Below are 26361 nucleotides of genomic sequence, written 5' to 3'. Positions count from 1 at the left end.
TCAGGAACTTATCAAAGCACAGGCAACTTTTGAAACATTCTTCCAACAGGCTTCCCTCAACCCGAATGCGCGCCTCATCACCGGTGTGATCTGTGGGTATCGGGTGGAGGAAATCAAGGATCCGTTGACACAGCGGGTTCGGTACTTGGATAAGTTGGTGGATGAGTTAGCGAAGGGCAGGAAGATGGAGAAGATTTTGCGTGGCTCGTGAGGTGTTGTGACGCTCATGAAATTGAGCTGGTGAGCACAAAAGTCATCAACAGCCGCCCAACACTGCATGCAGCCGACGCGCTGCGCGCGCGGCTGATGCGCGCCGTTAGCCAGCACAGATCCCATAGCCGTGTAAACAGGAGAACCCATGAAGACGCTTATCACGGAATTCATCAGCCTTGACGGAGTTATCCAAGCGCCCGGAGCCCCGAGCGAAGACGCCGACGGCGGCTTTGCCCATGGTGGGTGGATGGCGAAGTATTTCGATCCCGAGATCGTTGGCGGAACGTTTGACGAACTCGCCAAGCAAAGCGATGCCCTCCTGCAAGGACGGCGCACCTATCAAGTCTCGGCCACTGCATGGCCTTCCCGCTCGGGTGACGAGTTTTCTGACTGGATCAACCGCGTGCAAAAGTATGTCGTGTCCGACACGCTCACCGAGGATGACATCGTGTGGCCCCCAACGACAATCATCCGCGGCAAAGACTTCCTGAAGACAGTGGCTGATCTAAGGGCGCAGTCGGGCGGCTACATCTACGTATACGGCAGCGCGAGGATGGTGCAGTCGCTTCTGACCGCCGATCTAGTTGACGAGTTGGTTCTGACAGTCGTCCCACTCATCATTGGGAGCGGCAAGAAGCTCTTCCCAGTGATGGGCAAGCCGCTGGGGTTTGAACTTGTCTCGGTCGTGAAGGCGAGCACCGGCGCCCAAGTCTGCCGATATATGCGTGAACGTTAGCGCTCATTGTGCTTCGGTGCTGGCTAACACTGGGTTGCAGCCGACACGCTCCGCAACGCGGCTGAACCCGACCGTTAGCCCGGATTATTCATGAAGGGGCATGAAATAGTTGTAAAATAGTATTGGAAAACCTCTGTAACATGCTAACGTTTAGCTGTTTACACAAAACGGCATGCGAGGTTTTCCAATGACTAATATTCCTACAGACTGTCTGCTTTTTCCAGACCTTTTTCACAAACCCCTCCACATCCAGTTTTCTGACCAACAACTCTCCAGCGATGGCGGGCTTTTGCTGCTCAAGGCCCGTGACCGTAAACTGAACCTCTCTTCCCGTCTGGCCGCCGCCATCCCGGATCGTCGGCAAGCCGCCAAAGTCGACCACTCCCTGCTCGCCCAACTCCAGCAGCGCGTCTACGCGCTGGCCGCAGGCTACCCCGACGTCAACGATGCCGCCGCCCTCGCCAACGACCCCATGTTCAAGCTGGCCTGCGGGCGCGGACTCCATGATCAAGCCCTGGCCAGTCAGCCCACGCTCTCCCGATTCGAGAACACCGCACGGCGCGGCGACCTCTATCGCATTGGCCCATGCGCTCGCCGAGACGCTGCTTCTTCACCTGCATAAACGACACCGCGCCGCACGCCGGGTCTGGATCGATGTGGACCCGACCTGCACGCCCACCTACGGCGCACAGCAACTGACTTTCTTCAATGGGTACTACGACACGTGGTGCTATCTGCCCTTGGTCATCACCATTTCCTTCGACGAGGATCCCCGGAAGTACCCCCTCGTGTTGCTGCTGCGCCCCGGCAACGCCGATGCCATGCAAGGCGTCCTGCCCGTCCTCCGGCGTCTGGTTCCCCGCCTCCATATGCTCTGGCGCAGCGCCCGGCTCTGGCTGCGTGCCGACAGCGCATTTGCCCGCAGCGACTTGCTTGACTGGCTCGACGAGCAACGCATCGGCTACGACATCGGCGTGGCCTCCAACAGCGTATTGGCGCGCGAAATGGAAGAGGCCTTGGACGTGGTGCGCGATCTGGCCACACGCGACCAAGAAACGGTCGCCTTCTATCTGGATACCGAGTATCGCGCGGCGTCTTGGAGCCGGTCGCGTCGCGTGCTCTGCAAGGTCGAGGTGGCACTCGCCGACGGCAAGGCGCCGCGAGACAACGTTCGCTATATTATCACGACGGGTCGCAGCGGCTCGGAGCCTGGCTTCAGGCGCTACTACGGTCATTCGGACATGGAAAACAGCATCAAGGAACTCAAGAACGACGCGGGGTTGGGCCGCTTTTCCTGCTCGCGCGCCGGCGCCAACCAGTTTCGGGCGATCCTTTCGCTGGCGGCCTTGACGCTTGTGCAGGGGCTGGCTCCCGCATGGAAGCGCGCGGGGCTTCGGCCCCAGATGGCCACGGTGCGCGGCTGGTTGCTCAAGGTGGCGGTGCGGGTCAAGGAGACGGCCCGGCGCGTGGTGGTGGAGTTGGCGGAACATTATCCCTGGAAACATCGTTTCCGTCTTTGCGCCAAGGGGCTGGGCGCGGTTCCGATATAGCTCCAGCGATCTTTCCCGCATCTGTTCGTATCTACCGGCTCGTTCGCCGGGCAGCGATGTCTGCAATCGCAGGCTCGACGTGGATTACTCGGTGGGCGGAAATCAGGGTATGACCGGCACGATCTGGATTCTGTGTCTGGTCAACAATCACTCGAACTTCACGGACGTGCTGTTTCACCTCGATCACCCGGACGGCCCCGGCAATTATGTCGCGCTGGTCGGCACCGTCGGCACGACGTATACCGGGCCCTTCAACGACGGCATTCCCGAGCCGGCCATGCAATACGCGGGCTTTACCGATTACAGCTCCACGGCAGACCGCGCCGCGGGCGCCACGCACATGCTCGTCGTGAAGATCCAAATGAACATGGGCGGCTCCACCAACGACGGCTGCGAATTGTGGGTGGACCCGCCGCTCAATGCGGGCGAATTTGGACTCGGATTTCCGATCTATAGCTACGGCTATGCGGACGCGTTCGGCGCCGAGTTCAGCGGCGTCGGCATTTCGTTCAACAAAGCCTCCGCGCTGAATCACGCGAAGCCGCGGCTGGACGACATTCGCATCAGCAATGGCCCGAACGGTTTTGCCGAGATCATCAGCGGCTTATCGCCCGCGCCCACCCGTTTCACTTCCGCCGCGGTGACGGATGCGGTGATTCATCTGGAAATCTCCGACCTGACGCCGGGGGCGACGAATCATCTCACGCGGGCGGGAACCCTTTTTGACGAAACCTGGATGACGTCGTGGACGTTCGTCGCTAGCGGATTAGTCACCAACTGGTCCGAGCCTGCCGGCAATACCGTTTTTTATCGCGTGGAAACGGAGCGCTAACGCCGCCTCAGTTTGCGCGAGGTCGCGCCGACGCGAGCAACACAACGGAGGCCCCGAAAACGTAGTCCGAGTTGACTCATACACGTGTGAGATGAAAAAAGAATGATACTGCGTGTGCCGCCGTGTGGCGGTAGCCGCAGCATCGAGCGCGTCACGCTGCATTACGCCCATTCCCGCTGTACGCGCCGAACGACCTGCAGCTTCCGGTTGTCCGCTCCGTTCAGCGCGATGGGATCTAGGGTCCACTGCATCGTCTCGATCCAAGTTCGTTTTCCCATGTACAGTCCTTTCCAGTTTAGGAGTCGGCGGGCTGGCGTTTTTGTGGCTTGTCGCAGCGTTTCTTCACGAGGCTGCCGTGACGTTTTTTCTTTTCGAGCTTAATGACCGGCTGGAAAGAATTCTGTAATAACCAACATTCGTGGCGGTACAGGTCGTCCACCAGCGCCACAAGCCTTGGGTTGTCGTAGCGCGCGTATCCCCAAAGGTGCCTCATCCTCGTCCAGTTTTTTGTTCGACGTGGGCGTTGTCGTTCTTACGGTACAAGCGGCTGCGGTTGAAGTGTAGGGGTCGCGCGCGCCGAAAAACCGCACGAGAGCATGGTCGATGAATGCGCCGCCACTTTCGCATTTAAAGACCAGTATCGCAAGCGGAAGCTCGCGCTCTATTTCATTTCGCGCTAGCTTTCCAGCACGCGCGCTCCACTCTTGTTCCAGATGGCTGCCTGCTCGATCCAGCCGCTGTAGATGTCGGTGTAGGTGATCGAGCGCATGAAGTCGCCCTCGACGCGCTCGCTGCCGTGATCCACCGTTTCAGTCTCCAGATAAACGGGGTTATCCACCGTTCAGTTCTCGTAGCGGATCGGTATCTACGTGCGCAGCAGACGGCCGGGTTTTGTGCCGCCCCGGCGCTGCGGCATTAGCGCGCAGTGTTTCCTAAAAGCCGGTCCAGCGTGGCGGGACTGACGCAGAGCGTGCGCGCACGCAGCGCTTCGTCCAGCGGGACGATCCGCGCCTCGTGCGCCGGAAGCCACAGCGGCATTATCGCGGCCAGCCGCTTGCCGCAGGGATAGTCCGCAGGTTTCCAGATCGCCGCGACCACCTGCGCGACGGCTCGTCGTACAGTCGCTTCCCGCCACCACGACGCAGAACACATGGAATTGGTCGACTGCCGTTCAACACCTTGATTGCGCATTTACATTGGTAGCCGCACCGAACAAAGCTAGTCCACCAGCTTGCGCCGAACCAGGGCCCCCGCGCGCTGATACGTTTGACACAACTGCTTTACCACGTCCATCCGACTCTGCATGCTCATACTTGCCATGCCTCCGGGTGTGGAGTCTTTTGGCTTGAGCCAACGATTTGTTTCCCATCCCCGTTCTACCAGCTCCCGGGTGTCTTTTCATGTGCGTCGATTCGATAATAAAAAAACTTTACAAACAATAGCGAGAGTCACATGATGAAGTCATAAAGGATGCTTCAATATGAAAAAAATCCCATTCATTAGTAGCTTGCTATTATTATGGACGATGGCGACTGTTGCACATGCCGCGAATTTGGCTGCAGATGACGCCTCCGATCCGGCGTATTCTGGCGGTTGGGGTGTAGGACTGAATGGTGGTTATGGATTCGGGGCATGGATTCTTGTTCCCCCCCAACCGACAAATGCGATGAGTTCGTCCCATGGTTTTTACATTGGCTCATCAACTGCAAACGCAGACGGCTGGGATGACGCTTCTATCAATGGCTTGCACGGTGATCTCGATATCGATACAGGCGCGTCCAGCCCTGCGGCATGGGGGATGTATGCCAATACTTTTCTTTCTGCGTTTGCCATCCGTCCTTTCACGGGAGGTCCGTTGAGTTCTGGGCAGACTTTTTCTGTCGATTTCGATAACGGATATATCCAGTCAGGAGGAGAAGTTTCACTTGGGTTTTTAGATGCAGATTCAAATTTTGTTTTTAGGGTCTATTTTACCGGTGGATTGACGAATTACTATTCCCAAGATTATTTCGGCATTTTAGATACTGGACTTGACTATGGCGATGAAGGGCTGAATTTGACCGTTGTAATGACAAGCGCGACAAACTATCTGGCAACCATAACCAGGCGTGACAGCTCCGCAGCTGTATTTGGCGGGAGCATGAGCGGCTTGCCTGTCGCGTTCGGCGCAGTAAATCAAAACGCGGGCGAGGGTACTCGGTATGATTTCTTTATCAATAGCATGTCAATCGTTCCTGAACCGTCGGTCGTATCGATGATCGCGATCGGATTGAGCGGGTTGGCTGTCCGCATTTTGATGCGGCGAAAATTGGTGCGGCATACCGACTTCTATAGGGTCCCGACTAGATGACTGAAGTCCCCCGATTTAGTGGACACCTACGTGGGTGGTGTATTCGTGATGTTGGTTGCTCATGGTTTCAAAGCCCACTGGAACCGATAACTGAGTGATCTGCGGAGCCTCACCCGGTTATCTCGATTAATTCAAATATCGCCCGATACGCCTCGGCCCGCGTCGAGAACTGCACCCGATGGATCAGTTATTTCTTCGGCGCCGCGCAGAACGATTCCATCATCGCGTTGTCGTAGCAGTTGCCTTTCCGGCTCATGCTGGGTTGTAGCCCATGCCGGCCTCGCTGCGCTCCTTGCTCACCACCACCAGCGTTTTGGAGGGGCTCTTCTCTCAACTCCGAAAACGCCTCAACCCTATCGGAGCGCTTCAAAGCCCGCGCGCTGCCGAGCGCTTCGCGCTCGCCGGCGTCTTGCGTATGACCTGGATTTCGATTCCCGGAATGAAACCCGACCAACCGCTACTCAAAAGTACACACAATTGTTGACGGCACCCTCACGACATCCCACTGGCGCGAACCGGAAGCATGAAATAGGTTGGAACCATGAGAGTTCTGTATTCGTCTTCGCCGATCCCTCCGGTTCCGCCCGACCAGGAAGAAAAATATTCCTCGGCGGCAACGCTGTCCGACATGGAGATCTTTGTCTTTCCGGAGCTGCTCTACGGATTGGTGCTCGCCAATTTGATGTCGCCCCGCATCTGGCGATGGCTCGAGGACCCGTGGTTTGAGGGCGTTCACAAGCTCACCCCTTATCGGCGCGTGCTTCGCCTCAAACAGTTCATCATCGACCACTACGAATTCAACCTCGATCTCGACACGTGGGGGCTGACGACCAAGGAGCGCGAGCTCGCACGGTTCAACCCGTGGATGGATGAGGCGACCATCAGCCAGAGCAATGCGCTGTTCGGTTACGAGGGGGACAAATACTACTTCGACATCGATATCCGCCGGCATTTCGGCCTCGACAAATACGATGGCAACGTCATCCCGTACTGGAAAACCGAAACGGTGGAAGCCATGGACGCGTTCCGTTATCGGGCCGGCTTCACCCGGGGGGCCGGTGAATGTGTCTCGCTATCGACGCTTTATGCGGCCGCTCTGTTCATCGTCTGCGGCGTCCCGCTCGACGACATCTTTCTGATGGCCACCCCGCTTCACTCCCAGAACTTCGTTATCTTGAATGAGGGCATCATCACCAACAATCGCCGGCTCGTGACGAAGAACATGTGGTTCAACGGCACCGAGCAGACAGCCAAGGCTCAGCGCGCGCTGCGCCACGAGCGGGTGACCATCGTGGCGCATCATACAGGCTACCTGCACTGCGTGTATCCAGAGGCGACGATTGATCCATCCGAGTATCGCCGTTTTTCCGAGGCACTTCGCGCCTTTCTCACCACGCCCATCACGATGGAAATTCTTGCTAATTTCCTTCGCGATCAGAGCTCGCTCCAAAAATGTTTCCAAATTCGATACGAGTCGCACGGAAAGAAGCGCTACATCGCCGCGGAACGCGTCTACGCCTACGAGCACAACGGCCCCTACAAGGTCAGCGATGCCACCCGCGACAAGCTTCTCGCTGAAATCGATGAGGACGAATTCTTTCCCGAACCCCTGCCCGATCGCCTCGTGCTGAATGATTTTGAGGGGGTTTTCAAGGCCCGACCGATGGACCTTTCCAGAAACGAGGATGTCGAGCGGCTCGCTGCCGCTCTGGATTGTCAATGCAGCCGCTCGAAGGAGGTCATTCGCAGGCTCGTGCAATTTGCAAAGTTGGAGCCCCGCCTACCCGATGGCGGCCGTTCCATCCGGTTCGTGCCTTCCTCTCCGCTCGGAATTCGACCGGGTATGACCCGCGAGCACATCATCGCCCGCCTCGAAGAACTCCGGCCCGTCAACCGATCTGCGGATCTCGCCTTTTACGCTGCGCGCGACTTTGCGCGTATCCATTGGCTCCCCCCCCTTCGCGCCGCGATCGAGCGAAGCCCGGTATCGATCGCCGGTTCAACCGGCCTCTCTGACCGGGAGGTCGCCGCGAAATTGGCCTCTATGCCCAATGAATCGATTTACGAGGGCACTCGAATCGCCCAGCCTGATGAAGTTTGGAATTATGGGCGGGGCGACGGATTTGAACGGCTGATCTGCCTCGCAAACATCTTGAAATTCCGGCACGCCGGCGATGAATTGAGGCTTACGGTCAAGCCGGACGTCGCACGCCTCCAAGGTCCGGGATTGGATGAAACCCTTCCGAGCTCAAAAGGCTTGGAGGGCGAAATTCTTCTCTAACGTCGTCTGGAACATCGAGGAATGGAAGGCCGCTGCGAGGCGCGAGGAGCACAGATCGCGGATAAAATTCCATGATCTGGAAAATATGTAGTTGAGCGCGTCCATGCCCTGCAATTTACAGAAAATGTAAATTTTGTCGTGTGGCAGCGGATGGTTTCAACCCTAACCGCGGCGATTGCCCGCGGAAGCGCCAGCCCTGATGGGATCTTTTTGGCGGACACAAAGCGTCGACTAAAGGCTGAGTAGTTCCTGAACGTCTTCCCACGTCAGGGCGCCGATGACCTGTTCATCAGACTCGAGGGTGGCATCGATAACGGCCTTTTTGCGGCGCTGTAGTTCCAGCACCTTTTCTTCGACGGTCGATTTAGTGATCAATTTCAGCTTGTAGACCGTGCGCTTCTGTCCGATTCGATACGCGCGATCGGTCGCCTGATCTTCAACGGCAGGATTCCACCAGGGGTCATAGTGAATCACCGTGTCGGCGCCGGTGAGGTTGAGCCCGGTTCCGCCTGCCTTAAGGCTGATCAGGAAAAGGGGAATGCTCCGGTCGGTATTAAAGGCGTGGACCTCTTTGAGGCGTTCCTGGGTCGCGCCATCCAGGTAGCAGTAGCGGATGCCCCGGGCATCGAGTTCGCGGCGCAGGATCGCAAGCATCGAGGTGAACTGGCTAAACACGAGGGCGCGATGACCGCCGTCCAGCACCTCGTCGAGCAGCTCGAAGAACAGGTCGAGTTTTGCAGAGGGCATCTTCGGGTTCAGGCCCGGCAGATTCAGGAGATCCAGATGGCAACAAACCTGTCGGAGGCGGAGCAGTGTCTTGAGAATTTCCATCCTCGAGCGTTGGAATCCCTGTTTCATGACGAGGTCGAACACCTTGCGCCGCGAGGCGTCGAGCAATTCCTTGTAGACGGTTTGCTGGTCCGGCGAGAGACTGCAAAGGGCGATCTTTTCGATCTTCGGGGGCAGATCGGTCGCGACCTCCCGCTTGAGCCGGCGCAACAAGAAGGGATGCAATTTGCGACGGAGCCGCGCCTGCGCAGCCTCTCCTTCGCGGTCGCCGCGGGCTATGGGCTGCTCATAGGTCGCCACAAAACGCTCATGCGATCCAAGGTAGCCGGGCATCAGGAAGTCCATGATCGACCACAGGTCGGACACGCTGTTTTCAATCGGGGTGCCCGTCAGGACAAGGCGGTGGGCGGCGCGGAGACGTTTCGCCGCGATCGCGTTTTGCGTGGACCGATTCTTGATGTGCTGCGCCTCGTCGAGAATGAGACAGGCGAACTTATAGTCCAAATACTGCTCAATGTCGCGGCGCAGCAACGCGTAGGAGGTGACGAGGACGTCGTATGCCGCCAGCTCGGACCATTTTTCATGGCGCCGACTGCCGGCGAGGGGCAGGACCCGGAGCCCGGGCGTGAAGCGGCGCGCCTCCTCGAGCCAGTTTTCGACCAGGCTGGTGGGGCAAACGATCAACGACGGCTTGCCGACCGCATCCGGATTTGAACGTGGAAGAGAAAGCCAGGCCAGCGTTTGCAGGGTTTTGCCCAGTCCCATTTCATCCGCGAGGATCCCCGCAAACCCATTGAGTTCGAGGAAGCGCAGCCAGGCGACGCCTTCGCGTTGATAGGGTCGCAGGATGGCCTCGAGGGGCTCGGGCAGTTGCACCGGCTCCACTTTGAGTTCGCGGTTTTGTCGGCGCGCTGCAGCCATCCAAGACGGGGCTGCCTCGACATCGACTCCGTCCAACGCGTCGAGCGAAGATTTGACGTAGGAGGCGTAAATCGAAGGCAGGCGAAAACTGCCGGGCCGCGTTCCCTCTCCCGCTGCGCAGTCTGCGAAGACCTCGTTCATGGCCGTGACGGCCCCTGTGTCGAGAAGAATCATGCGGCCATTCCGCTCGATGAACGATTCGCCCTTCAGCAGCGCGCGTTGCACATCGGCCGGCGTGATGGATCCTCCAGCCCCGTCGTCGAATTCGAAATCAATTTCAAACCATCCAGGCGCCCCATGTTCGCGAACGTGAACCACGGGAGTGACATGCGGTGTATTTTCCGCAAATTCACGAATGGGGCCCTCGATATCGACCTTCCATCCAGCACGTCGAAGGGCGGGCAGATCGCGGCCCAAAAAGTTCAGCACCTGCCGGCAACCGACCAGCGGCTCCAATTTGTCGCCTACGGGGCCCCTGAAACCCACCTCGGCGGCGCGGGTCAGCGCCGCGTTCTCAGCCGGAAGATTTCGGACGTAAAACCGGAAAATATCCTCAGGGTCGGGAATGGCAAAGTGGCCGCCAGCCTCTGTCTTGCCGGCAACGAGGGAGATCCCGTTGTATTCCGCACGCAGGCATGCTGCAAGCGACGCAGGACTGCCCTTCACCACTAGGCGGAAAACCGGTGTTGCCGGCTCAAGCGTGAACATGTCAAGGGTGATCTCGGTCTGAAGCGGAATGCCTTTGGCAAGCGCCGGACATTCATGCTGGAGAAAGCGCGGAATCGACTCCCGAGGGATGCGAACAGGTCCAAGATAGGCGGCCCGCATGGGCGACGGGAGGAAGGTGGCGAGGGGCCAGAAATGGCCGTGAGCGTAGACCCATCCGGCGTTTCCCGCGAGGACATAGAGCGGACGCTGCCCGTTTTCGGCAAAAGGCAATGGCGTCTGCAGATCGAGAATAAGCTCGCCCGTGGCATCATCGAGAGCCAATTTGACCAGCGATTGCATGGGCGCGCCGTTGACGGTGATCTTCCGGTCCTCCCCCTCTTCCAGCAGCGGTTTGCCGACATGCAAATTGAGCACATTGATAAAATCAGCCGCGGAGAGCGCGATCCGACTGCCGACGGGTCCTCCGCAAGCGTCTTCGAGGACAAAGAGAATCGACTCGTCCTTCTTTGAGAGAAAATAGGTGCTCGTGCGCGGCACTTGGTCGATGGGCTGCCGGCTCTGTTTGATCTCTAACCAGCACATCAACGGGATCCGCGAAGGTTGGCCGGCCAGAATTTCACCGATGGCTCGCTGCCAACCTGATGCGAGAGCCAGGATGACGCGAGCCGGAACGGTCCCGGACTGGGGAGTTGTTGTGCGCTTGAGAAACGCGGACTCATCGATTTGTGCGAGGCGGGCGGCCCGCCGCTGTTCCTCGACATATTTTCGCTCCCGCTCCGGATCCGCATGCCGTCGGACCAGCGCGAGGCCGACCGCAATGACATGGGCGCAGATGATTCCGCGCTCCGTACTGTCGCGGCAGGGGCAAAGATTTTCGCAGGTGCCGTCGGACAGAACCCGCGCGCGAGTGTGTATGGTTCGGTTTCCAAATGAAATGACGCCGCGAATCAGAGGCGCCTCGAAGATCGCCTCTTGAACGGCTCCGCGCTCATACATCATCTGGGCGTCCCGAAAAATGGAGGCGCCCGCCCAATCCAGGAGCATTTTTTGGGTGAAAGGTATGCCCACCGTAATCCCCTGCCGACGTTCCTCCACAGGTTTCGAGACATACGAGACTACACAAACCCGTCCGCCGGTCAAAGCACGATTTGCGACGTGTACCGCGAATCTCATGGGGATTCCAACAATAGCGGGAGCATCGGGCACTTGTTCCTGCTTGACCTCGCGGAGCAGCAGTTCAACGGTACCGCCATGAAATTCATCGCATGTACCCTCGGGATCTGGATAGCCGGGTTGCCGATTCTGGCCGCAGCGAAACTCGAGTCGGTCGCAAGGGACCCGTGGCGGGGGGCGATCGTCGTCAACGCCGCAGACGGATCGGTCCTTTTCGAAGACAATGCGGACGCCGTTGGCTATCCGGCCAGCGTGTTGAAGCTGATGACTCTCCTGCTCATCGTGGAACAGGTCGACGCCGGCCTGCTGCGCCTAGGCGATCGCGTGCGGGTAAGCGCAGAGGCGTCACGTATGGGCGGATCCCAGGTGTATCTGAAGGAAGGAGAAGTTTTTACGATCGACGAGCTCCTCGACGCCCTGATGATTCAATCTGCGAATGACGCCGCCGTCGCCCTCGCCCAACATGTGGCCGGCAGCCGAGAGGCGTTCGTTCGTAGGATGAACGAGCGCGCAGCTCAATTGGGAATGACCCGGACGGTATTCGTCAGCGAACACGGCCTGCCGCCCTCCGAGGGACAGATGCCCGATACGACTACTGCCCGCGATCTCGCGAAGCTCGGTATCGAGCTGTCCAAACATCCCCTCGTGTTTCGATATACGTCGATCCGCGAACGCGGCTTCCGCAACGACTCCTTCATCATGCGCAATCACAATAAATTGCTCGGCGAGGTCGAAGGGGTTGACGGCTTTAAGACTGGATACTTTCGTGCGGCGGGGTATTCGATCCTCGCCACCGCAAAGCGAAATAATGTCCGCATTATTGCGGCAGTCCTTGGCAGCGAAAACCGCCTGGTGCGGGACCAAAAAGCGCGCGAACTGCTGGCGCTCGGATTTAGCAAAGTTCCGAAGCCAGCACCACTCCCGTCCTCCACTCCGTTGATTTCCGCGTCCGGTATACCCACTTTGCATGAATCGTCGATTCCAGGATCCGGCGTGCATTCTCGAATCACTGGAACCTCTTCGGAATCGTTGTCCGGCGGATCGACCCATTCGCCTCGCTTGCCGCCGGATCCGTCCCAAGAGGTGGCAGATGAAACGCTACCGCAGGATGTCTTCGGCCGCCCCATTCTTTGGGCGGCCACATTGGGTGCAGGCGCTCTGATACTGGGTGCCGCGTTCACGCGGATCCGCCGAAAAAAGTGAAATCGTCCTCAGGAAGCCTCGCCGATTGATTGGAGGCGCGGGTGGGAATCGAACCCACGAATAGAGGTTTTGCAGACCTCCGCCTTACCACTTGGCTACCGCGCCATGAGCGCCAACAACATCAAAAGTCCAAAACTATCACTTCTCTGTTTCCATGCCAACAGGGAACCGATATTATGAAAGCGATCTATTGATCGCCTGGAGTGTCTTTATCCAATCTATTGATACTTTGAAGCACCGGTTTGGGCAGGCGGCCAGGGCAGGAATCGTCCTGCTAAGTATGTCGCTTTTTTTTGCGAGCCTGCTCGGGGCGCAGACCGTTCCATCCCCGCCGTCTCCATCCGCTCCCCTTTCGGAGCCATCCGCGGCCTCAGCTGCTGTGTCGCCTTCTGACCCCGGCGATGGCGAAAGCAAAAGATTTCCACTTCGCATCGAAATCATCGAGCTACCGCGGCATGTCCAATCCGATTCGACATACCCGCGCGAACGCACACGTCAACGCCTCATCTGGGACTACTATGGATTCGAATGGCGTCTGCGGCTTCCCCAAAACATTTATTCCTACGGATCAATCCTGTTGCGCGAGCCCATTGACCTGAATGGAATTTACAAAAAGTATCAACTGGTCTTTCTGCTGAAACCGGCGTGGGTGGCTCCGTTGCTTTCAGTTGGACTCGCGGATCGGCCGGCTAAGCGATCCCCCGCCCTGGCCGACGTCCCATTGAATGGCCGCACTCATACCCGAGGAGAGGATTGGACAATTGTGATGGTGCCCCTCACCGAATTCAGGAATGCTGTTTCCATTAAACCGGATAGCACACCCGCGGCCGAAGAGGGAGCTGACCTCGGCAGGCCCTTAGATTGGTCTTGTATTCAGGAAATTCGCCTGATCTCAATGGGGGGGCGAACCCCGGCCTCAGAAATCGCCGTGCGCGATCTTCGTTTTCAGCGGTTCTAGTCCGATTGCGCTTGCCGGCGAGTCGCGTCTCCGTATGTTCGGCGGGCTTGGAGGTTCTCATGGCCGGAGAATATGTATTCACGCTCCAGCGGCTTACGAAGCAATACAACAAGCAAAATGTCCTGGATGATGTGACTCTCGCCTTTTTTTTCGGCGCCAAAATCGGCGTCATCGGCGGGAACGGGGCGGGCAAGTCGACGCTTCTTCGGATCCTGGCCGGAATTGACAAAGACTACCTAGGCGAGGTGCAGACAGCGAAAAACATCAAGGTTGGCTATCTGCCGCAAGAACCCCTGCTGGACCCGTCCAAGGATGTGATGGGCAACGTGCAGGATGGCGTCGACGAGGCGCGGAAAATTCTCCAGCGATATGACGAGGTCTGCGAAAAGCTGGCGGAGGACCTTGGCGCGGAGGACCGAGCGAAACTCGAAAACGAAATGGACCGTCTCCAAAGCCTGATCGACTCCCACGATCTGTGGAACCTCGACCACCAAATTGAGATGGCCATGGAAGCGCTCCGCCTGCCTCCGCCAGACGCGAAGATCGCGGAAATTTCAGGCGGCGAGCGACGCCGCGTGGCACTCTGCCGACTCTTGCTGTCGAACCCGGATGTGCTTCTGCTCGACGAGCCGACCAACCATCTCGACGCGGAGTCCGTCGCGTGGCTGGAGGAATACCTCAAAAAATTTCCCGGCACGTTGATCGTCGTCACACACGACCGGTACTTCCTGACGAATGTCGCGGAATGGATTCTTGAGTTGGAAGGCGGACGGGCATATCCCTACAAGGGCAATTACGCCTCGTGGTTGGAACAAAAACAGGCCCAACAGGAGCGCGAGGCAAAAGCCGCGCAAAGTCGCCGCAAACTCCTAGAGCGCGAGTTAGCCTGGGTCCGCATGAATCCGGGGGCGCGGCGCGCCCGAAACAAGGCGCGACTCCAACGATATGAAGAGCTTGCGGCGCAACCCATTGATACCCGCGAGGATTCGCTGCAAATCCAGATCCCCTCCGGAGAACGGCTGGGCGATCTCGTAGTCCGGGCGGAAAACCTAACCAAGGCGTATGGCGACCGGCTGCTGATGGAAAATGTCAATTTCGACCTGCCCCGCGGTGGCATCGTCGGCGTTATCGGCGGCAACGGTGCCGGGAAAACGACCCTGTTCAAAATGATCGTGGGCCAGGAAAAACCAACTTCAGGGCGTCTGATCGTTGGCCCGACCGTGCGAATCGCCTACGTCGACCAATTTCGGGATTCCCTCGACCCCAACAAAACCGTGTTCGAGGAGATCACCGGCGGACGAGATGTGCTGGACCTTGGTGGAAAATCCATGAACAGCCGGGCCTACTGTGCGCGCTTCAATTTCCGAGGCGCCGACCAACAGAAAAAAGTTGGCCAGCTTTCCGGCGGCGAACGCAACCGCTTGCATCTCGCAAAACTACTGCGCACCGGCGGAAATCTGTTGCTGCTCGATGAGCCGACCAACGATCTCGATGTAGACACGCTGCGGTCGCTTGAGGAGGCTTTGTTGAATTTCGGAGGCTGCGCCGTCGTTATCAGCCACGACCGCTGGTTTCTGGACAGGATCGCCACACACATTCTCGCCTTTGAAGGCGACAGCAAAGTGACCTGGTTCGAAGGCAACTACGAAGCCTATCACGAACACCGACGCCGGCTGTTGGGCGACGCGGCCGACCGCCCGACCCGCATGCGCTTCAAACCCATCCGGCCCACTTGACGAATGGCCGTCTAGCCGGATGTTATGGGATGAAAATAATGGAATTCTCGAACGCCGCTTGCACAAATGGTGAGACTGGTTCCTGCGCCGAATTGATGCCCGTGCGCTGCGCCTATTGCGGCAACTGGATGGATGTAAAGCCGGGCAAAATCAACGCCATATCGCATGGAGCCTGCCCGGAGTGTTACGAACGGGAATTGCGCAGGCTCAAAGTTCGAAAACGGGCGCGGCCGCCCTCCCCCTAAACCTTTTCGACGGCGGTTCGCCAGATCCTGCGTTTTCGAAAAATTCGCAGTGCAGCCCATTCGTGTTAGAATCCCATGCGGTGAATTCGAATGCCCTCTCGTCCAGCCAACCGCGAGCAGACGCCCGGCATCGAAGAATTATGCGCGGAGTTCCAGAATGAGAATCCGCACACGGAATTCGTGGCGTCGCTCGCGCTTGAAATCTTCGATGCGGTCCGATCAGCGCTCAATCTGAGAAAGTCGGACCGTTTGCTGCTTGAGGCGGCGTCGAAGTTGCACGACATCGCGTATTCCCAGGACCCAGCGAACCATCCGCAGGCCGCCGCCGAATTGATTCTTTCCAGAGGCCTCCGCGGCTTCACAGCGCGCCAGCAAACGGAAATCGCCGCGATCATCAGCCTCCATGGAAAGTTGCCCGACGATGGTCAGCTCCCGCGGGCCCTCGGGAATCTGGCGCAACCGGAACGGATATTCAAACTGGCCGCCATTTTGCGAATAGCTGACGCCCTCGACAGCGGCCATTTGCAGGAAAGCCGAATCAAATCCATTTCGCTCGATAATGGTCTGTTTCGCATCCAGGTCGCTACGCCCGCCGGCGCCGCCGGCATCGAGCGGGCCATGGCGAAATCCGATCTCTGGCAACGCGTCTTCCCACTCGGCGTCCTTTTCGAAGCCGTCCCGCGAAAATGCAAACCGGAGCCGCAACCCGATCAGCCGGCAGGCGAGGCGCTCCGCCGGTTGATGTTGCGCCAGTTCAGAGTCCTGCGAACCTCCGCGCGGCGCGCTGCGCGAGAGGACGACGAGGAGACGCTTCACGACCTGCGCATTGCGGCGCGAAGCCTGCGGCGTATCCTCGAGGCCTTTGATCGGCCCCTGCGCGACACGTCCGCGAAGGAGGTCGAATCGCTCCTTCGCGATTTTACCAAGGCGCTGGGTCCGGCGCGTGACATCGACGTTTGGCTCGCGATTCTTCAGAAGCCGAAAATCAGGCCGCTCATCGAGTCAGCCCCTGATTTTCTCGCCGCTCAGGAGAAGCTGCGGGCCGGCTCTCGCGCCGATCTACGCGCCTATCTGCAGGGTCCCGATGTCCAAAACCTCATGGCGCGATTTGGCTATCTGCTACGGATCGAGCTTGTTCACGCCGGAGGGCGCCTCAATCGCAAATTTGGACCCCTTGCCCGACGTGCGGTGCGAGATGCCTGGCGGGCAGCCCTCGCGAAAAAACGTTGGGCGAAAAGCCAGAGCCCGGAGAAACTACATCGGCTCCGCATCCGCCTGCGCAAACTCCGCCTGCTCACATCCCTTGTAGAGGCCGCGTTGGGAAGCCGCGCGAGCTTTCTCATCGAGACAGTGCGCCCCATCGAACGAAACTTGGGCCGTATCCACGACCTTGACCTCGCGCTCGCCCGCGCGAGCGAGGCCGAAGCCCCCCCAGAGCTGGTGGCCGCACTTGCGAAGAGGCGGCGCAAGGAATACAAAAGATTCCGCGAGGCCTGGGACGCGTTCCTGGACCGAAAAATCCAAAGAAACTGCCGAGCCGCCTGGAAATAAAACCCGAAACACCACGTCGAGGCCAGACGCCACTTCCCAAGGGTCCTTCGATTTCCATCGTATGGAAAATTTACTCAGGTGGCCTTCCATCCTATGGAATTTCCATGGCATGGAATTTTGGGCGCCCGTGGGAGCTGAAAAAGCGGATGGGGGTATTTGCCAAACTCAACTGAAAAATTCTCAAACATGTTCAAAAACCCAATCTTGAATCGTTCGTTTGGCCGCTGATAAGTTGTTATTACGTTTGGAGGATATCCTCATGAGCCGTTCAGCATTGATCACGCTGGCTTTGTTGGCCGGCACCTGGTTGCCCACAATGGCGGAGCAACCTTCGGAAGCCGACGATGCGGTAGCGGCTGAAAACCGCGCTGAAAAGGAGGAGAACCCTATGGTTGTTCTGAAGACCACGCTCGGCGACATCACCATCGAGCTCTACCCCGACAAGGCTCCTGAAACGGTAGCCAATTTCCTGCAATATGTACGCGATGGCCATTATAACGGCACCATTTTTCACCGTGTGATCGACGGATTCATGATCCAGGGTGGCGGGTTCACGCCAGACATGCAGCAGAAACCCACCCGCTCGCCGATCCGCAACGAAGCGTCCAACGGACTGCGGAACGAGCGGGGTACGATTGCGATGGCCCGAACAATCGAACCTCATAGCGCGACCGCCCAGTTTTTCATCAACGTGGTTGACAACGACTTTCTCAATTTTCAATCGCCCGATCCACGGGGATACGGCTACTGCGTATTTGGCAAGGTCGTTTCGGGTATGGATGTGGTGGATCAAATCAAGGCGGTCGCGACGACTACGCACGGGTTCCACGAAAATGTGCCGTTGGAACCGATCATCATAAGGGAAGCCGTGGAAGTGCCTCGATAGGCCGGTCGCTCGCGCATGGCTATCATGACAGATCCGGCCCAAAATCCGCAGGCGCCGCCGGTGCCGGGCGCGCCGGGTGTCGGGTTTCGGATTGGTGATTATGTGATCCTGGACACGCTCGGACACGGGTCCATGGCCAATGTTTTTCTGGCGCGTGATTCCACGGGCCACGAGGTTGCGCTCAAAGTTTTTCAGGAGGGACCGGGCGTTTCTCCGACCATGCTCGAGCGCTTCAAACGTGAGGCCGAAGCGTCGAAAAAGCTTCGCCGTCACCCCAACATTATGAAGGTCTATGCCACGGGGCAGGACGGCATTTACCACTACATCGTGATGGAACCCATCCGCAATAGCCGAACACTCGAATCATTGATGGAGTCCTCCTCGCTGTCGGTCGACGAAATTCTGACCATCGGGGTGAAAATTGCGCGCGCCCTGCACTACGCGCATACGCGCAACATCGTTCACAGGGACGTGAAGCCGTCGAATATCATGATTGATGAGTTTGGCGAGCCGCTCTTGACGGACTTCGGCGTGGCGGAGCTGGTGGACTGGCCGTCCTGCACGATCACGGGCGCGCTCACCGGCACGCCGCTCTACATGTCGCCCGAGCAGGCGCGAGCCGATCAGGCCGGGCCGCGCAGTGACATTTATTCGTTGGGAGTGGTCCTTTACGAGGCCCTCACGGGCATGCTCCCGTATTCCCCGCAGCACTCGTCACCCGTCAAGCAGGTCTTGGAGGCGGTCAAAAACGAGCCGCCGAAAAGAATTCGCCACTACCGCAAGGACATCTCGCCCGAGGTCGAGGCGGTCATCATGAAAGCTCTCGAGAAACAGGAGAGCCGCCGCTATCACGACGCCGAATCATTTGCTGCGGACCTTGAACGCGCGCGAACAGGCCGCCGGGTGTCGGCGCGGTTGTCGACTTGCTTCGACCGACTCCTGACGCTCGCAAGGAAATATGACCAGTTTTTTGCCGCTGCCGCCGTGATGTTGGCGATGGCCGCAGGGGGCGGACTGTATGTTCGGCAGAAGCTGCTCGACGCCCAGTTCGAAAAATTGATCAGCATGGCGCACCTGCGGAACATGATGTTGAAGGGCGCCGCCGAGCCTCCTGCCTCGCTTGAGCAATCCGCTGCATGGAACGAAATCCGGATCGCGCGCCGCGACCTGAGCGCCGGACGCTGGGCCGCGGCCCGGGACTCGTATCGGGCGGCGGTCGAGCTGGCGCGCTCGATCGGCGACGAACGCACGGCGTCGATCGCGCGGCTAGAAATGGCTCGGGCAGAAACCATGCTTGGGCAGGCGGATTTGGCGCTTGCCGCCTACCGCGACATCCTCGCGCAACCGGACGCCTCGTCTGCGATTTCCGACCTGGCCCAGATGGAGGCGGTCACCTTGGCTCTGGTGCAGGACACTCGGGCGGAAGCGGCAAGGCTCGTCGCTATTAAACCCTTGCCGCCCGAAGGCGCGCTTCGGGACATTCTGCGTTGTCTTTCAGGTGAAATTTCAACGCAACAGCTTCTTGATCGATTGCCCTTCCTACCGTCCCGCCTACACAACGATGTTCATTTGGCCATTGCGCTCCGCCACCGCGTAGATGGCAACGAAGCGGGCTATGTTTCGCATCTGCGCCGCGCGGTGCAGAGCGCATCGCCGTCCTGGGAATGGCCCTCACCGCTGGCGCGAGCCTTGCTGGAGCAACGGAATTGACCGCCGCAGACCGACAGGCGGGGTGGATCTGGTTCCGCGTGCTGGCGCTGGCGGCATCTGTGGCCGTCCTTTCTGCACTCTTGCTGGCGGTGTTGGAACGCGTTCGGCATGCGAGGGAATGCGCTGACAATCTTCGATCGGTCTATCGGGCGCTCGAGGTGTACGAAATCGAACGCGGCACCCTTCCTTCGCTTGCCTATTTCCCGGACCACCCGATGGAGGATTCGGACAGTCTTCGCGTTGTGCTAGAGCCGTACGGTCTAGCTCCGGAAAAGTGCGTCTGCCCGGCGAGCCACCCCGTGCAAAGGGCCGAGGGTCTGACCTACCTCTGGAACGTTCGCCTCAACGGCAAACGTATTCCTCGCGGCGCTCAGGCCACATGGATGCTGGTAGATATGAACGCCCTAAGCAGCGATGTCCCGGCCCCCCACTGGGGAGGATATCACGTCCTCTATTCCGACGGGACTGTTCGCCGCATCCGGAACCCCCAGCGCGAGCTGCCCGGTCTGTAGGGAATGATCCAGCCCAGCACCACCGGCTCAGGGCACGGTGGAGCGGGTGGCCTTGGTCAGGGCTTTCCAAAGCTCATCCGGCGTGCGCGCCTTGAGGAGCAAGTCCCTCGCGGATTCGTCGCGAAAACTCCGCGTCAGGCCCGACAACAACTTTAGGTAAAAGGCACTCGCCGCCGTCGGAATCACCATGAAAAAGATGATCCGCGAGAGGGTCCGGCCGCCAAATTTTACACCTTTGCGGCTGATCCCCAGAACTAGCGTGAGACCTCCTCCCTCCACCCCGCGGACGTGGGGGAACGCGAGGCCGGGATCCACCGCCGTACTCGCGATCACTTCCCGTTTCACCGCCTCCTCCGCGAGCCGTCCAGCGTTGTCGACAAATCCCTCTGCCTCAAGGCGGGCGCTCATTTCCGCAAGCACGCCGTCGCGGTCCGTGGCGGATAGTTGCGGGATCATCAGTCGGGGGGATGAAAACCGCGCCAACCCCACCTGCGCAGGCTCGCCACGGCGGCGTTGCGAGGCGAGTCGTCTCGGAGCAGAGGTCTGATAGAACAGGAAACGGGCGCAATTCGGGCAGGTGTAAATTTTTTCCGCGGCATGTACGGCATGGACCTGACTGATGGGTATGGCCATCCCGCAGGCGGAACAAACGCCGTTCGCGATCGGCACGATTGCCAGTGTGCCCCGCTTATAAATCTTTTGGAAATGGGAGCGAATTTCATCCGGCAAATCCCGCTCCATGGCTTCGATCGAAGCATCCAGCGCGCTCATGCGCGCGACCTGCATTGATGCCTGCTGTTGCTCACGGGCGAAAATGAGGTCCTGTAGCTGAATCATGTGTTGGATCCAGCGTTGCATGCTGCCCGAGCCCATCTCAGATGAAACGGATGACATAGTAAAAGCCTCTTTTCGGTGTCGCGAATTGTGGTCTCGCCACGCTTCGCTTATACCACGGGATCACGCGCCCGCAAGAGGCTCCTGGATGGCTGCTGATGGTCCGAAGCTCGCAGGTATGCCGCCGCGATATCAACCGAGTTCTTCGAGCCCCAGTTCGCTCTCGGTCAGAGACTCGGTGCGAACCTGTATCGCATTTAGGAAACGGCCCCCCTGCGCGCCGTCGATCACCCGGTGGTCGAACGAGAAGCTCAAATAGAGCTGGTCTCGGATTTCGATCCGGTCCCCGATGACCGTTGGCATTTTCACGATGGCACCCATGCCCAGAATCGCGACCTGCGGCTGGTAGATGATGGGTGTGCCAATGATGCTGCCGAACGCGCCAAAATTCGATATCGAGAAGGTTCCGCCCTCGACATCCTCGCGGCGAAGTTGTTTGGAACGGGCCAGCTTGATCAGCCTTTCCAGATCCTGCGCGATTTCGGGGAAGCTCCGCTGATCCACACGCTTGATCACCGGGACAACCAAGCTTTCATCCTGAAGGGCGACGGCGCACCCGATGTTGATTTCGTTCCGCAACACGATGTTGTCGCCGAAGACCGACGCATTGATGGTGGGAAAGTCTTTCAGCACACGAGACGTTACGTAGATCATCACGCCGGTGTAGGACATTCGTACGCCGTATTTCCGCTCAAACGCGCCCTTCAATCGCTCGCGAAGTTCGACGATATGCGTCATGTCAACCATGTGGACCATGGTGACGTGCGCGCTCGTGCGAATTGACTGAACCATGTGGTCGGCGATGGTGCGGCGGATGGCCGTCATCGGAACGACCGTTCCAAGTTTTTCGATATCCCGGGGACCGTGATGACCCCCGGCGCCGGGTGTTCCCGTAGAAGAGCGCCTGGCCGCCCGCTGCGCCAGGTAGGCTAGCAGGTCGTTTTTGGTAATTCGTCCATGCTGGCCGCTTCCGCGTATGCTCTGGAGTTCATTCAAAGTGACCTCATTCAACAGTGCGAGGCGCAGGACCGTCGGGGAGAGCCAGTCCCGGGTCAGCTCCGGAAGCCGGCTGGACACGCCACCCTCGTCATTCTCCTGAAGGGCGGAGACGAGAATCTGGTTCGCGTCGCTACCGGCATGAGGCCGGTGCGCAGCGGGCGGTTTCCCGCCTTCCACAACCTCGCCGATCGGGTCCGATGTCTCCATCAGAGCCACGACCTCGCCGACCGCGGCCCGCTCGCCCTCCCGCTTGAGGATGGAGGTGAGTACTCCCGAGGCAGGGCTTTCGACTTCGACAGTAATCTTATCGCTCTCGACCTCCATGATGATCTCATCGGCGGCGACGGCCTCGCCGGGCCGCTTGCGCCATCGGATGATGGTGCCATCGGCCACGCTTTGACCCATTTGGGGCATCAGGATCGGAATGGATTTCATGGGGATCTCCGGGTAGGCGTCCTCGACCTGTACCGATAGGGTGTGACGGCCCGATGTCGAGCTACCTCGCTTGCTTCCGCGAGCTTCGCCATGGGATCAGTACTCCAGAAGCTCCACCAGGGCCGCCTCAATTTTGTCCGAGTTCGGCCGATAGGCGCGTTCCAGCTCCGGAGCGAAGGGAACCGGAACATCTGGCGCTGTGATGCGCATGATGGGTGCATCGAGTAAGTGGAAGGCTCGCTCAGCAACAACGGCAGCGAGCTCTGCGCCGAATCCGCAGGTTCGCCAGCCCTCATGGACGATCATCACGCGATTGGTCGCTGCCGCGGCAGCAACAATCGCATCCTCGTCATATGGCTTCAGAGTCCGAAGGTCGAGCACAAGGACCTCGTAGCCGCGGGCCGCCAATCGATTCGCCGCCCGCATCGATTCATGTACCATAGCGCCGTACGTTAGAACCGCGGCGTCCGAACCGGGGCGAACGATCCGGGCGGTACCGATCCGGGCAGGCTCGACCTCTTTCGGCACCAGTTCCTTTACGTGGCGGTAAAGAAACTTGTTCTCCAAAAAAATGACCGGATTTGGATCCAAAATCGCCGCATACAAGAGATTCCGCGCGTCGGACGGAAAAGCGGGATAGACCACTTTCAAGCCAGGCATGTGGCAAAAAAGGGCTTCCAATTCCTCCGAGTGAAAGGGGCCACCCCCGAATCCGCCGCCACAGGGGGCCCGAACCGTCATCGGAACCGGTATGCCTGTTCGGTAGCAGTGGGTGCCCGCGTTGTTCAGTAGTTGGTGAATAGCAGTGGTACCGAAGTCGGCAAACTGAAGTTCCACGACGGGTTTCATTCCCTGGGTCGCCATGCCAATCGCGGCGCCGAGAAGGGCCGACTCGCTGATGGGCGTGTCAAAGCAACGGTCGGCACCAAATTCTTCCTGAAATCCGAGGGTGACCTTGAAGGCTCCGCCAAACTGCCCTACATCTTCACCGAAAATTACCACCTCCGGATGCGCTCGCAAAGCGTGGCGAAGGCCTTCGCGGATCCCTTCCAAATATGTCATCTCAATCATCGGCATATATTCCGTTGATGAGGGTCGCCGGATTGGGCGGTGGATCGCGAAGAGCATCGAGATAGGAGGATTCCACGTCGGCAGCGACCTCGGTTTCGATGGTTTCAAGATCGCTGCACGTGAGCAGACCCTCTGACAGAAGACGCTCGCGCGCAACGCGGACGGGATCCCGCGCAGCGTAGCGCGCCAAAAGATCTCTCGGCACGTAGGAAAAATCGTCGTGCTCACCGTGCCCTCGCATACGCATCGTGTCGCACTCGATCAAAACGGGGCGAGGGTGCTCCCGAATATCCTCCGAGAGAGCTCGAAAGGTCCGCAAGAGCGCGACGGCATCATTGCCGTCCACGCGAAGGCCCTCCATGCCGTATCCGATCGCCTTGTCAGCGAGTGATTTGCACCGAAATTGAAGCCGGGTCGGTGTGGAGTACGCGTAATGATTGTTTTCGACGATGAAGAGAACCGGAACATCAAAAACCGCCGCGAAATTTACCGCCTCATGGAAATCTCCTGTGCTCGTTCCGCCATCGCCGATGAACCCAAAGCCGACGCAGGATCGACCCTGCCGGCGTCGCGCCATCACCGCCCCGACCAGCACCGGCAACATGGCGCCAAGATGGGAGATCATCGTGTAGACGCCGTTTTTCAGGTTGCCAAAGTGAACGTTGCCATCTCTACCACGAGTGGGCCCTTCGGCTCGTGCCAACCATTGACGGAATATGTTCCTTGCCGTTTCCCCGCGCCCGGTATGGACCGCTAGATCGCGGATCAAAGGCGCATAAAGGTCATCAGCGCCGCCGGCAACGGCGGCCGCCGCGCCGATCGCCTCATGGCCGATGCCTGTATATACGCCCCCATAAATTTTGGCATGATGATAAAGGCGGATGAGACGCTCATCGATTTTTCGCGCAAGCAACAACGCTCGAAACAAACGCCGCCAGTCCCCGCTTCCGGGATGCTGAGGGGGGCACTTGGCCGTTTCACTTGTCGCGGACACAATCGTGGCCCCTTTAGGCAATGCAACGCAAAGCGCCGGGCATTTCCCATCCGGGCCGCGATCGTGCAGTCAAGAATAGACCGTCCGACACATTCGCAAACGAAGCAAGCAAAGACCTCACGCCAGATGGGGTCATGTTGTCGAGCCGCCAGTCGGCAAAAGGAGCTGAAACGCCCGAAAAGCCATGATGCGGATAGTAACGGCGGAAGACGCTTCGAGCACCGACGCAACTGCAAACGATTCCTATACCCGACAGGACGACGATCCCGAACCTCAGCAACCCCCGGTCACCCGCAGAATAAGCGGCTGCACAAGGACCGTATTCGTACAACAATCCATCCATCGCTTCGAGTAAACGCAGTCCCAACCTTTCAGAAAAAAGCTCGGCGACGATGCTGGTGCCCGAATCGCTGGCAATCGCGGCGCAGAAGATCAGCCCTGATTGCACGACGAGTATCCCCAATTTCTTCTGAAATATCGGCGCGAACGTGACCCAAGCACAGATTCCAACCAGCGTCATCAGCATGACAATAGAGGTAATTAGGACTAATGTCCGCTTCATCGCACTCCATATTGAACGTTTTGCTCGTAACGACAAGCGCAACTCGAACCGTCTTCGGTCGTAACGCACAGCACCGGCAGGCAAAAGCGGCGGTTCGCACCGCATTCAAGAAAAAAGCACGCATAGTTTCGCGAGCGACCTTGCGCGCTCCAGGGATTCCAGGCGCTGCGAAAGGCCGCGCGCTTGAATAACCTGGGTTCGAAAATCCTACATCAACGCATCGCTACCGGATCAACTCAACCACAAGAAAAACTCCCCCTCAGTGACGCGAAGACACCTGCTCCCCCTTTTGATCGATCCTCCCCTTCACTTCACTCTCACGCGGTAGAAGGCGGTTGAAGTGGATTCCTCAGGATCCACCCACGTATTCACGCCAGGGGTGGCAGGCAGGTTGTCCGCAACGGTCTGGTACGGACCGCCGGGCGATGTCGCGCGTTCGATCGCATATACCCGCCCGCCCGCCGACTCCCACCGAACCTCCGTCCGCCCCTCCGCCGTCCGCCGCACCGTCACCACCACAAACGCCGACCCGTCATCCATCGGATCCGTCCCCGCCATGTATTCCTCATAATTGCTCTGCCGGTCCCTATCCGCGTCCAACCACCCCTCCGTCGGCAGCCCCAGCTCCCGCCACGCCGGCGAAAACGCCCACGCCGCCCACTCCTCATAGCTCGGCCGCACCGGACTTGTCTCAGGTCCGCCCCGCCCAGCCGCCGCATCCCCAAGCGCCAACGCAGGATCGCCTAACAACTGATAGCTCTGCGCGTACCGATTTGACGCCTCACGCCCCTTCATCGCCGCCCACGCATCCCCCAGCCGTCCGTGCCCCTCCTCGTACATCTCCCGCAACAGCGAACTACCCACCTTCACGCTCCCCTCGTTGTGCGCCATCGACGACGCCCCCACCACCGCCACCGCACCCACTGACCCCGCCACCAGCCGCTCGCCTAAACTCCCGCTGCCCGGCACGCTGAAGTTCCCCATCAAACACCCATACGCCTCCACGACCGGCGCACGATCGCTATTTGAAAGCGCGCTCATATCCTCCACCCGCAGCAGCCCCTCCAACGCCATCCGACGCGTGTTCCCGT

24 protein-coding genes and 1 tRNA gene are annotated in these 26361 nt (G+C 58.9%); 13 read left to right on the top strand and 12 right to left on the bottom strand.

Annotated features, from left to right (window positions below; all coding sequences use genetic code 11):
• Nucleotides 1-211: DUF2200 domain-containing protein (locus NZ740_09970; GenBank protein ID MCS6772333.1), on the top strand; the 211-nt coding region annotated here is incomplete at its 5' end.
• 147 nt (nt 212-358) lie between these two features.
• Nucleotides 359-949, top strand: coding sequence for a dihydrofolate reductase family protein (locus NZ740_09965; protein MCS6772332.1), 591 nt, complete (start codon nt 359-361; stop codon nt 947-949).
• 88 nt (nt 950-1037) lie between these two features.
• On the opposite strand, the gene NZ740_09960 is transcribed toward NZ740_09965, so the two are convergent.
• The gene (locus NZ740_09960) at nt 1038-1454 is read right to left on the bottom strand and encodes a hypothetical protein (protein ID MCS6772331.1); all 417 of its coding nucleotides are present in this window, start codon (nt 1452-1454) and stop codon (nt 1038-1040) included.
• On the opposite strand from NZ740_09960, the gene NZ740_09955 reads away from it, so the two are divergent.
• Together NZ740_09955 and NZ740_09950 are read left to right on the top strand one after the other, a co-directional pair.
• Complete coding sequence (locus NZ740_09955) at nt 1453-2499, top strand: IS1380 family transposase (GenBank protein MCS6772330.1); 1047 nt, start codon at nt 1453-1455, stop codon at nt 2497-2499. The genes NZ740_09960 and NZ740_09955 overlap by 2 nt on opposite strands.
• A 79-nt stretch (nt 2500-2578) precedes the next feature.
• Nucleotides 2579-3331, top strand: coding sequence for a hypothetical protein (locus NZ740_09950; protein MCS6772329.1), 753 nt, complete (start codon nt 2579-2581; stop codon nt 3329-3331).
• Nucleotides 3332-3626: 295 nt separating this feature from the next.
• On the opposite strand, the gene NZ740_09945 is transcribed toward NZ740_09950, so the two are convergent.
• From NZ740_09945 to NZ740_09935, 3 genes are all read right to left on the bottom strand, one after another.
• Nucleotides 3627-3824, bottom strand: coding sequence for a hypothetical protein (locus NZ740_09945; protein MCS6772328.1), 198 nt, complete (start codon nt 3822-3824; stop codon nt 3627-3629).
• Between the two features lie 183 nt (nt 3825-4007).
• Nucleotides 4008-4169: a hypothetical protein gene (locus NZ740_09940; protein ID MCS6772327.1), complete on the bottom strand. Its 162-nt coding sequence runs from the start codon at nt 4167-4169 to the stop codon at nt 4008-4010.
• A gap of 77 nt (nt 4170-4246) precedes the next feature.
• The gene (locus NZ740_09935; protein MCS6772326.1) at nt 4247-4483 is read right to left on the bottom strand and encodes a hypothetical protein; all 237 of its coding nucleotides are present in this window, start codon (nt 4481-4483) and stop codon (nt 4247-4249) included.
• 328 nt (nt 4484-4811) lie between these two features.
• On the opposite strand from NZ740_09935, the gene NZ740_09930 reads away from it, so the two are divergent.
• Nucleotides 4812-5681, top strand: a complete 870-nt coding sequence (locus NZ740_09930; GenBank protein MCS6772325.1) for a hypothetical protein — start codon at nt 4812-4814, stop codon at nt 5679-5681.
• Between the two features lie 541 nt (nt 5682-6222).
• A complete protein-coding gene (locus NZ740_09925) occupies nt 6223-7962 on the top strand; it encodes a hypothetical protein (GenBank protein MCS6772324.1) in 1740 nt (579 codons plus the stop codon).
• A 231-nt stretch (nt 7963-8193) separates the two neighbouring features.
• On the opposite strand, the gene NZ740_09920 is transcribed toward NZ740_09925, so the two are convergent.
• Nucleotides 8194-11514 carry an SNF2 family helicase gene (locus tag NZ740_09920; protein MCS6772323.1) on the bottom strand — a complete coding sequence of 1107 codons (3321 nt, stop codon included), beginning with the start codon at nt 11512-11514 and terminating at the stop codon, nt 8194-8196.
• Between NZ740_09920 and NZ740_09915 the strand changes: the two genes are divergently transcribed.
• Nucleotides 11497-12717: a D-alanyl-D-alanine carboxypeptidase gene (locus NZ740_09915; GenBank protein ID MCS6772322.1), complete on the top strand. Its 1221-nt coding sequence runs from the start codon at nt 11497-11499 to the stop codon at nt 12715-12717. The genes NZ740_09920 and NZ740_09915 overlap by 18 nt on opposite strands.
• A 30-nt stretch (nt 12718-12747) precedes the next feature.
• On the opposite strand, the gene NZ740_09910 is transcribed toward NZ740_09915, so the two are convergent.
• A tRNA-Cys gene (locus tag NZ740_09910) sits at nt 12748-12822 on the bottom strand.
• Between the two features lie 274 nt (nt 12823-13096).
• On the opposite strand from NZ740_09910, the gene NZ740_09905 reads away from it, so the two are divergent.
• The 6 genes from NZ740_09905 (at nt 13097) to NZ740_09880 (ending at nt 20315) form a co-directional block, all read left to right on the top strand.
• Nucleotides 13097-13675 carry a hypothetical protein gene (locus tag NZ740_09905; protein MCS6772321.1) on the top strand — a complete coding sequence of 193 codons (579 nt, stop codon included), beginning with the start codon at nt 13097-13099 and terminating at the stop codon, nt 13673-13675.
• A 59-nt stretch (nt 13676-13734) separates the two neighbouring features.
• Nucleotides 13735-15411 (top strand): energy-dependent translational throttle protein EttA, encoded by a 1677-nt coding sequence (ettA, locus tag NZ740_09900; GenBank protein MCS6772320.1) that lies wholly within the window; start codon nt 13735-13737, stop codon nt 15409-15411.
• A gap of 335 nt (nt 15412-15746) precedes the next feature.
• Entirely contained in the window at nt 15747-17207 is a 1461-nt protein-coding gene (locus NZ740_09895; protein ID MCS6772319.1) for a CHAD domain-containing protein, read from the top strand.
• Between the two features lie 388 nt (nt 17208-17595).
• On the top strand, nt 17596-18093 hold the full coding sequence (locus NZ740_09890) for a peptidylprolyl isomerase (protein MCS6772318.1): 498 nt from the start codon (nt 17596-17598) through the stop codon (nt 18091-18093).
• A 15-nt stretch (nt 18094-18108) separates the two neighbouring features.
• Nucleotides 18109-19803, top strand: a complete 1695-nt coding sequence (locus NZ740_09885) for a serine/threonine protein kinase (GenBank protein ID MCS6772317.1) — start codon at nt 18109-18111, stop codon at nt 19801-19803.
• On the top strand, nt 19758-20315 hold the full coding sequence (locus NZ740_09880) for a hypothetical protein (protein MCS6772316.1): 558 nt from the start codon (nt 19758-19760) through the stop codon (nt 20313-20315). Before NZ740_09885 ends, NZ740_09880 begins: the two co-directional genes overlap by 46 nt.
• A 27-nt stretch (nt 20316-20342) precedes the next feature.
• On the opposite strand, the gene NZ740_09875 is transcribed toward NZ740_09880, so the two are convergent.
• The 6 genes from NZ740_09875 to NZ740_09850 all read right to left on the bottom strand — a co-directional run.
• Nucleotides 20343-21173 (bottom strand): PTS sugar transporter subunit IIA, encoded by an 831-nt coding sequence (locus tag NZ740_09875; protein MCS6772315.1) that lies wholly within the window; start codon nt 21171-21173, stop codon nt 20343-20345.
• 168 nt (nt 21174-21341) lie between these two features.
• Nucleotides 21342-22643, bottom strand: a complete 1302-nt coding sequence (locus tag NZ740_09870; GenBank protein MCS6772314.1) for a 2-oxo acid dehydrogenase subunit E2 — start codon at nt 22641-22643, stop codon at nt 21342-21344.
• Nucleotides 22644-22739: 96 nt separating this feature from the next.
• The gene (locus tag NZ740_09865; protein ID MCS6772313.1) at nt 22740-23714 is read right to left on the bottom strand and encodes an alpha-ketoacid dehydrogenase subunit beta; all 975 of its coding nucleotides are present in this window, start codon (nt 23712-23714) and stop codon (nt 22740-22742) included.
• Complete coding sequence (locus NZ740_09860) at nt 23707-24708, bottom strand: thiamine pyrophosphate-dependent dehydrogenase E1 component subunit alpha (protein MCS6772312.1); 1002 nt, start codon at nt 24706-24708, stop codon at nt 23707-23709. Before NZ740_09860 ends, NZ740_09865 begins: the two co-directional genes overlap by 8 nt.
• Before the next feature lie 13 nt (nt 24709-24721).
• Nucleotides 24722-25270: a hypothetical protein gene (locus NZ740_09855; protein ID MCS6772311.1), complete on the bottom strand. Its 549-nt coding sequence runs from the start codon at nt 25268-25270 to the stop codon at nt 24722-24724.
• Nucleotides 25271-25576: 306 nt separating this feature from the next.
• Nucleotides 25577-26361 (bottom strand): C25 family cysteine peptidase (locus tag NZ740_09850; GenBank protein ID MCS6772310.1); only part of this gene is annotated, 785 nt, incomplete at its 5' end.

The organism is Kiritimatiellia bacterium (assembly GCA_025054615.1).
GTDB lineage: Bacteria > Verrucomicrobiota > Kiritimatiellia > CAIVKH01 > CAIVKH01 > JANWZO01.
Note: the sequence above shows the minus strand (reverse complement) of the source record. Positions and strands in the feature narration are given on the sequence as shown.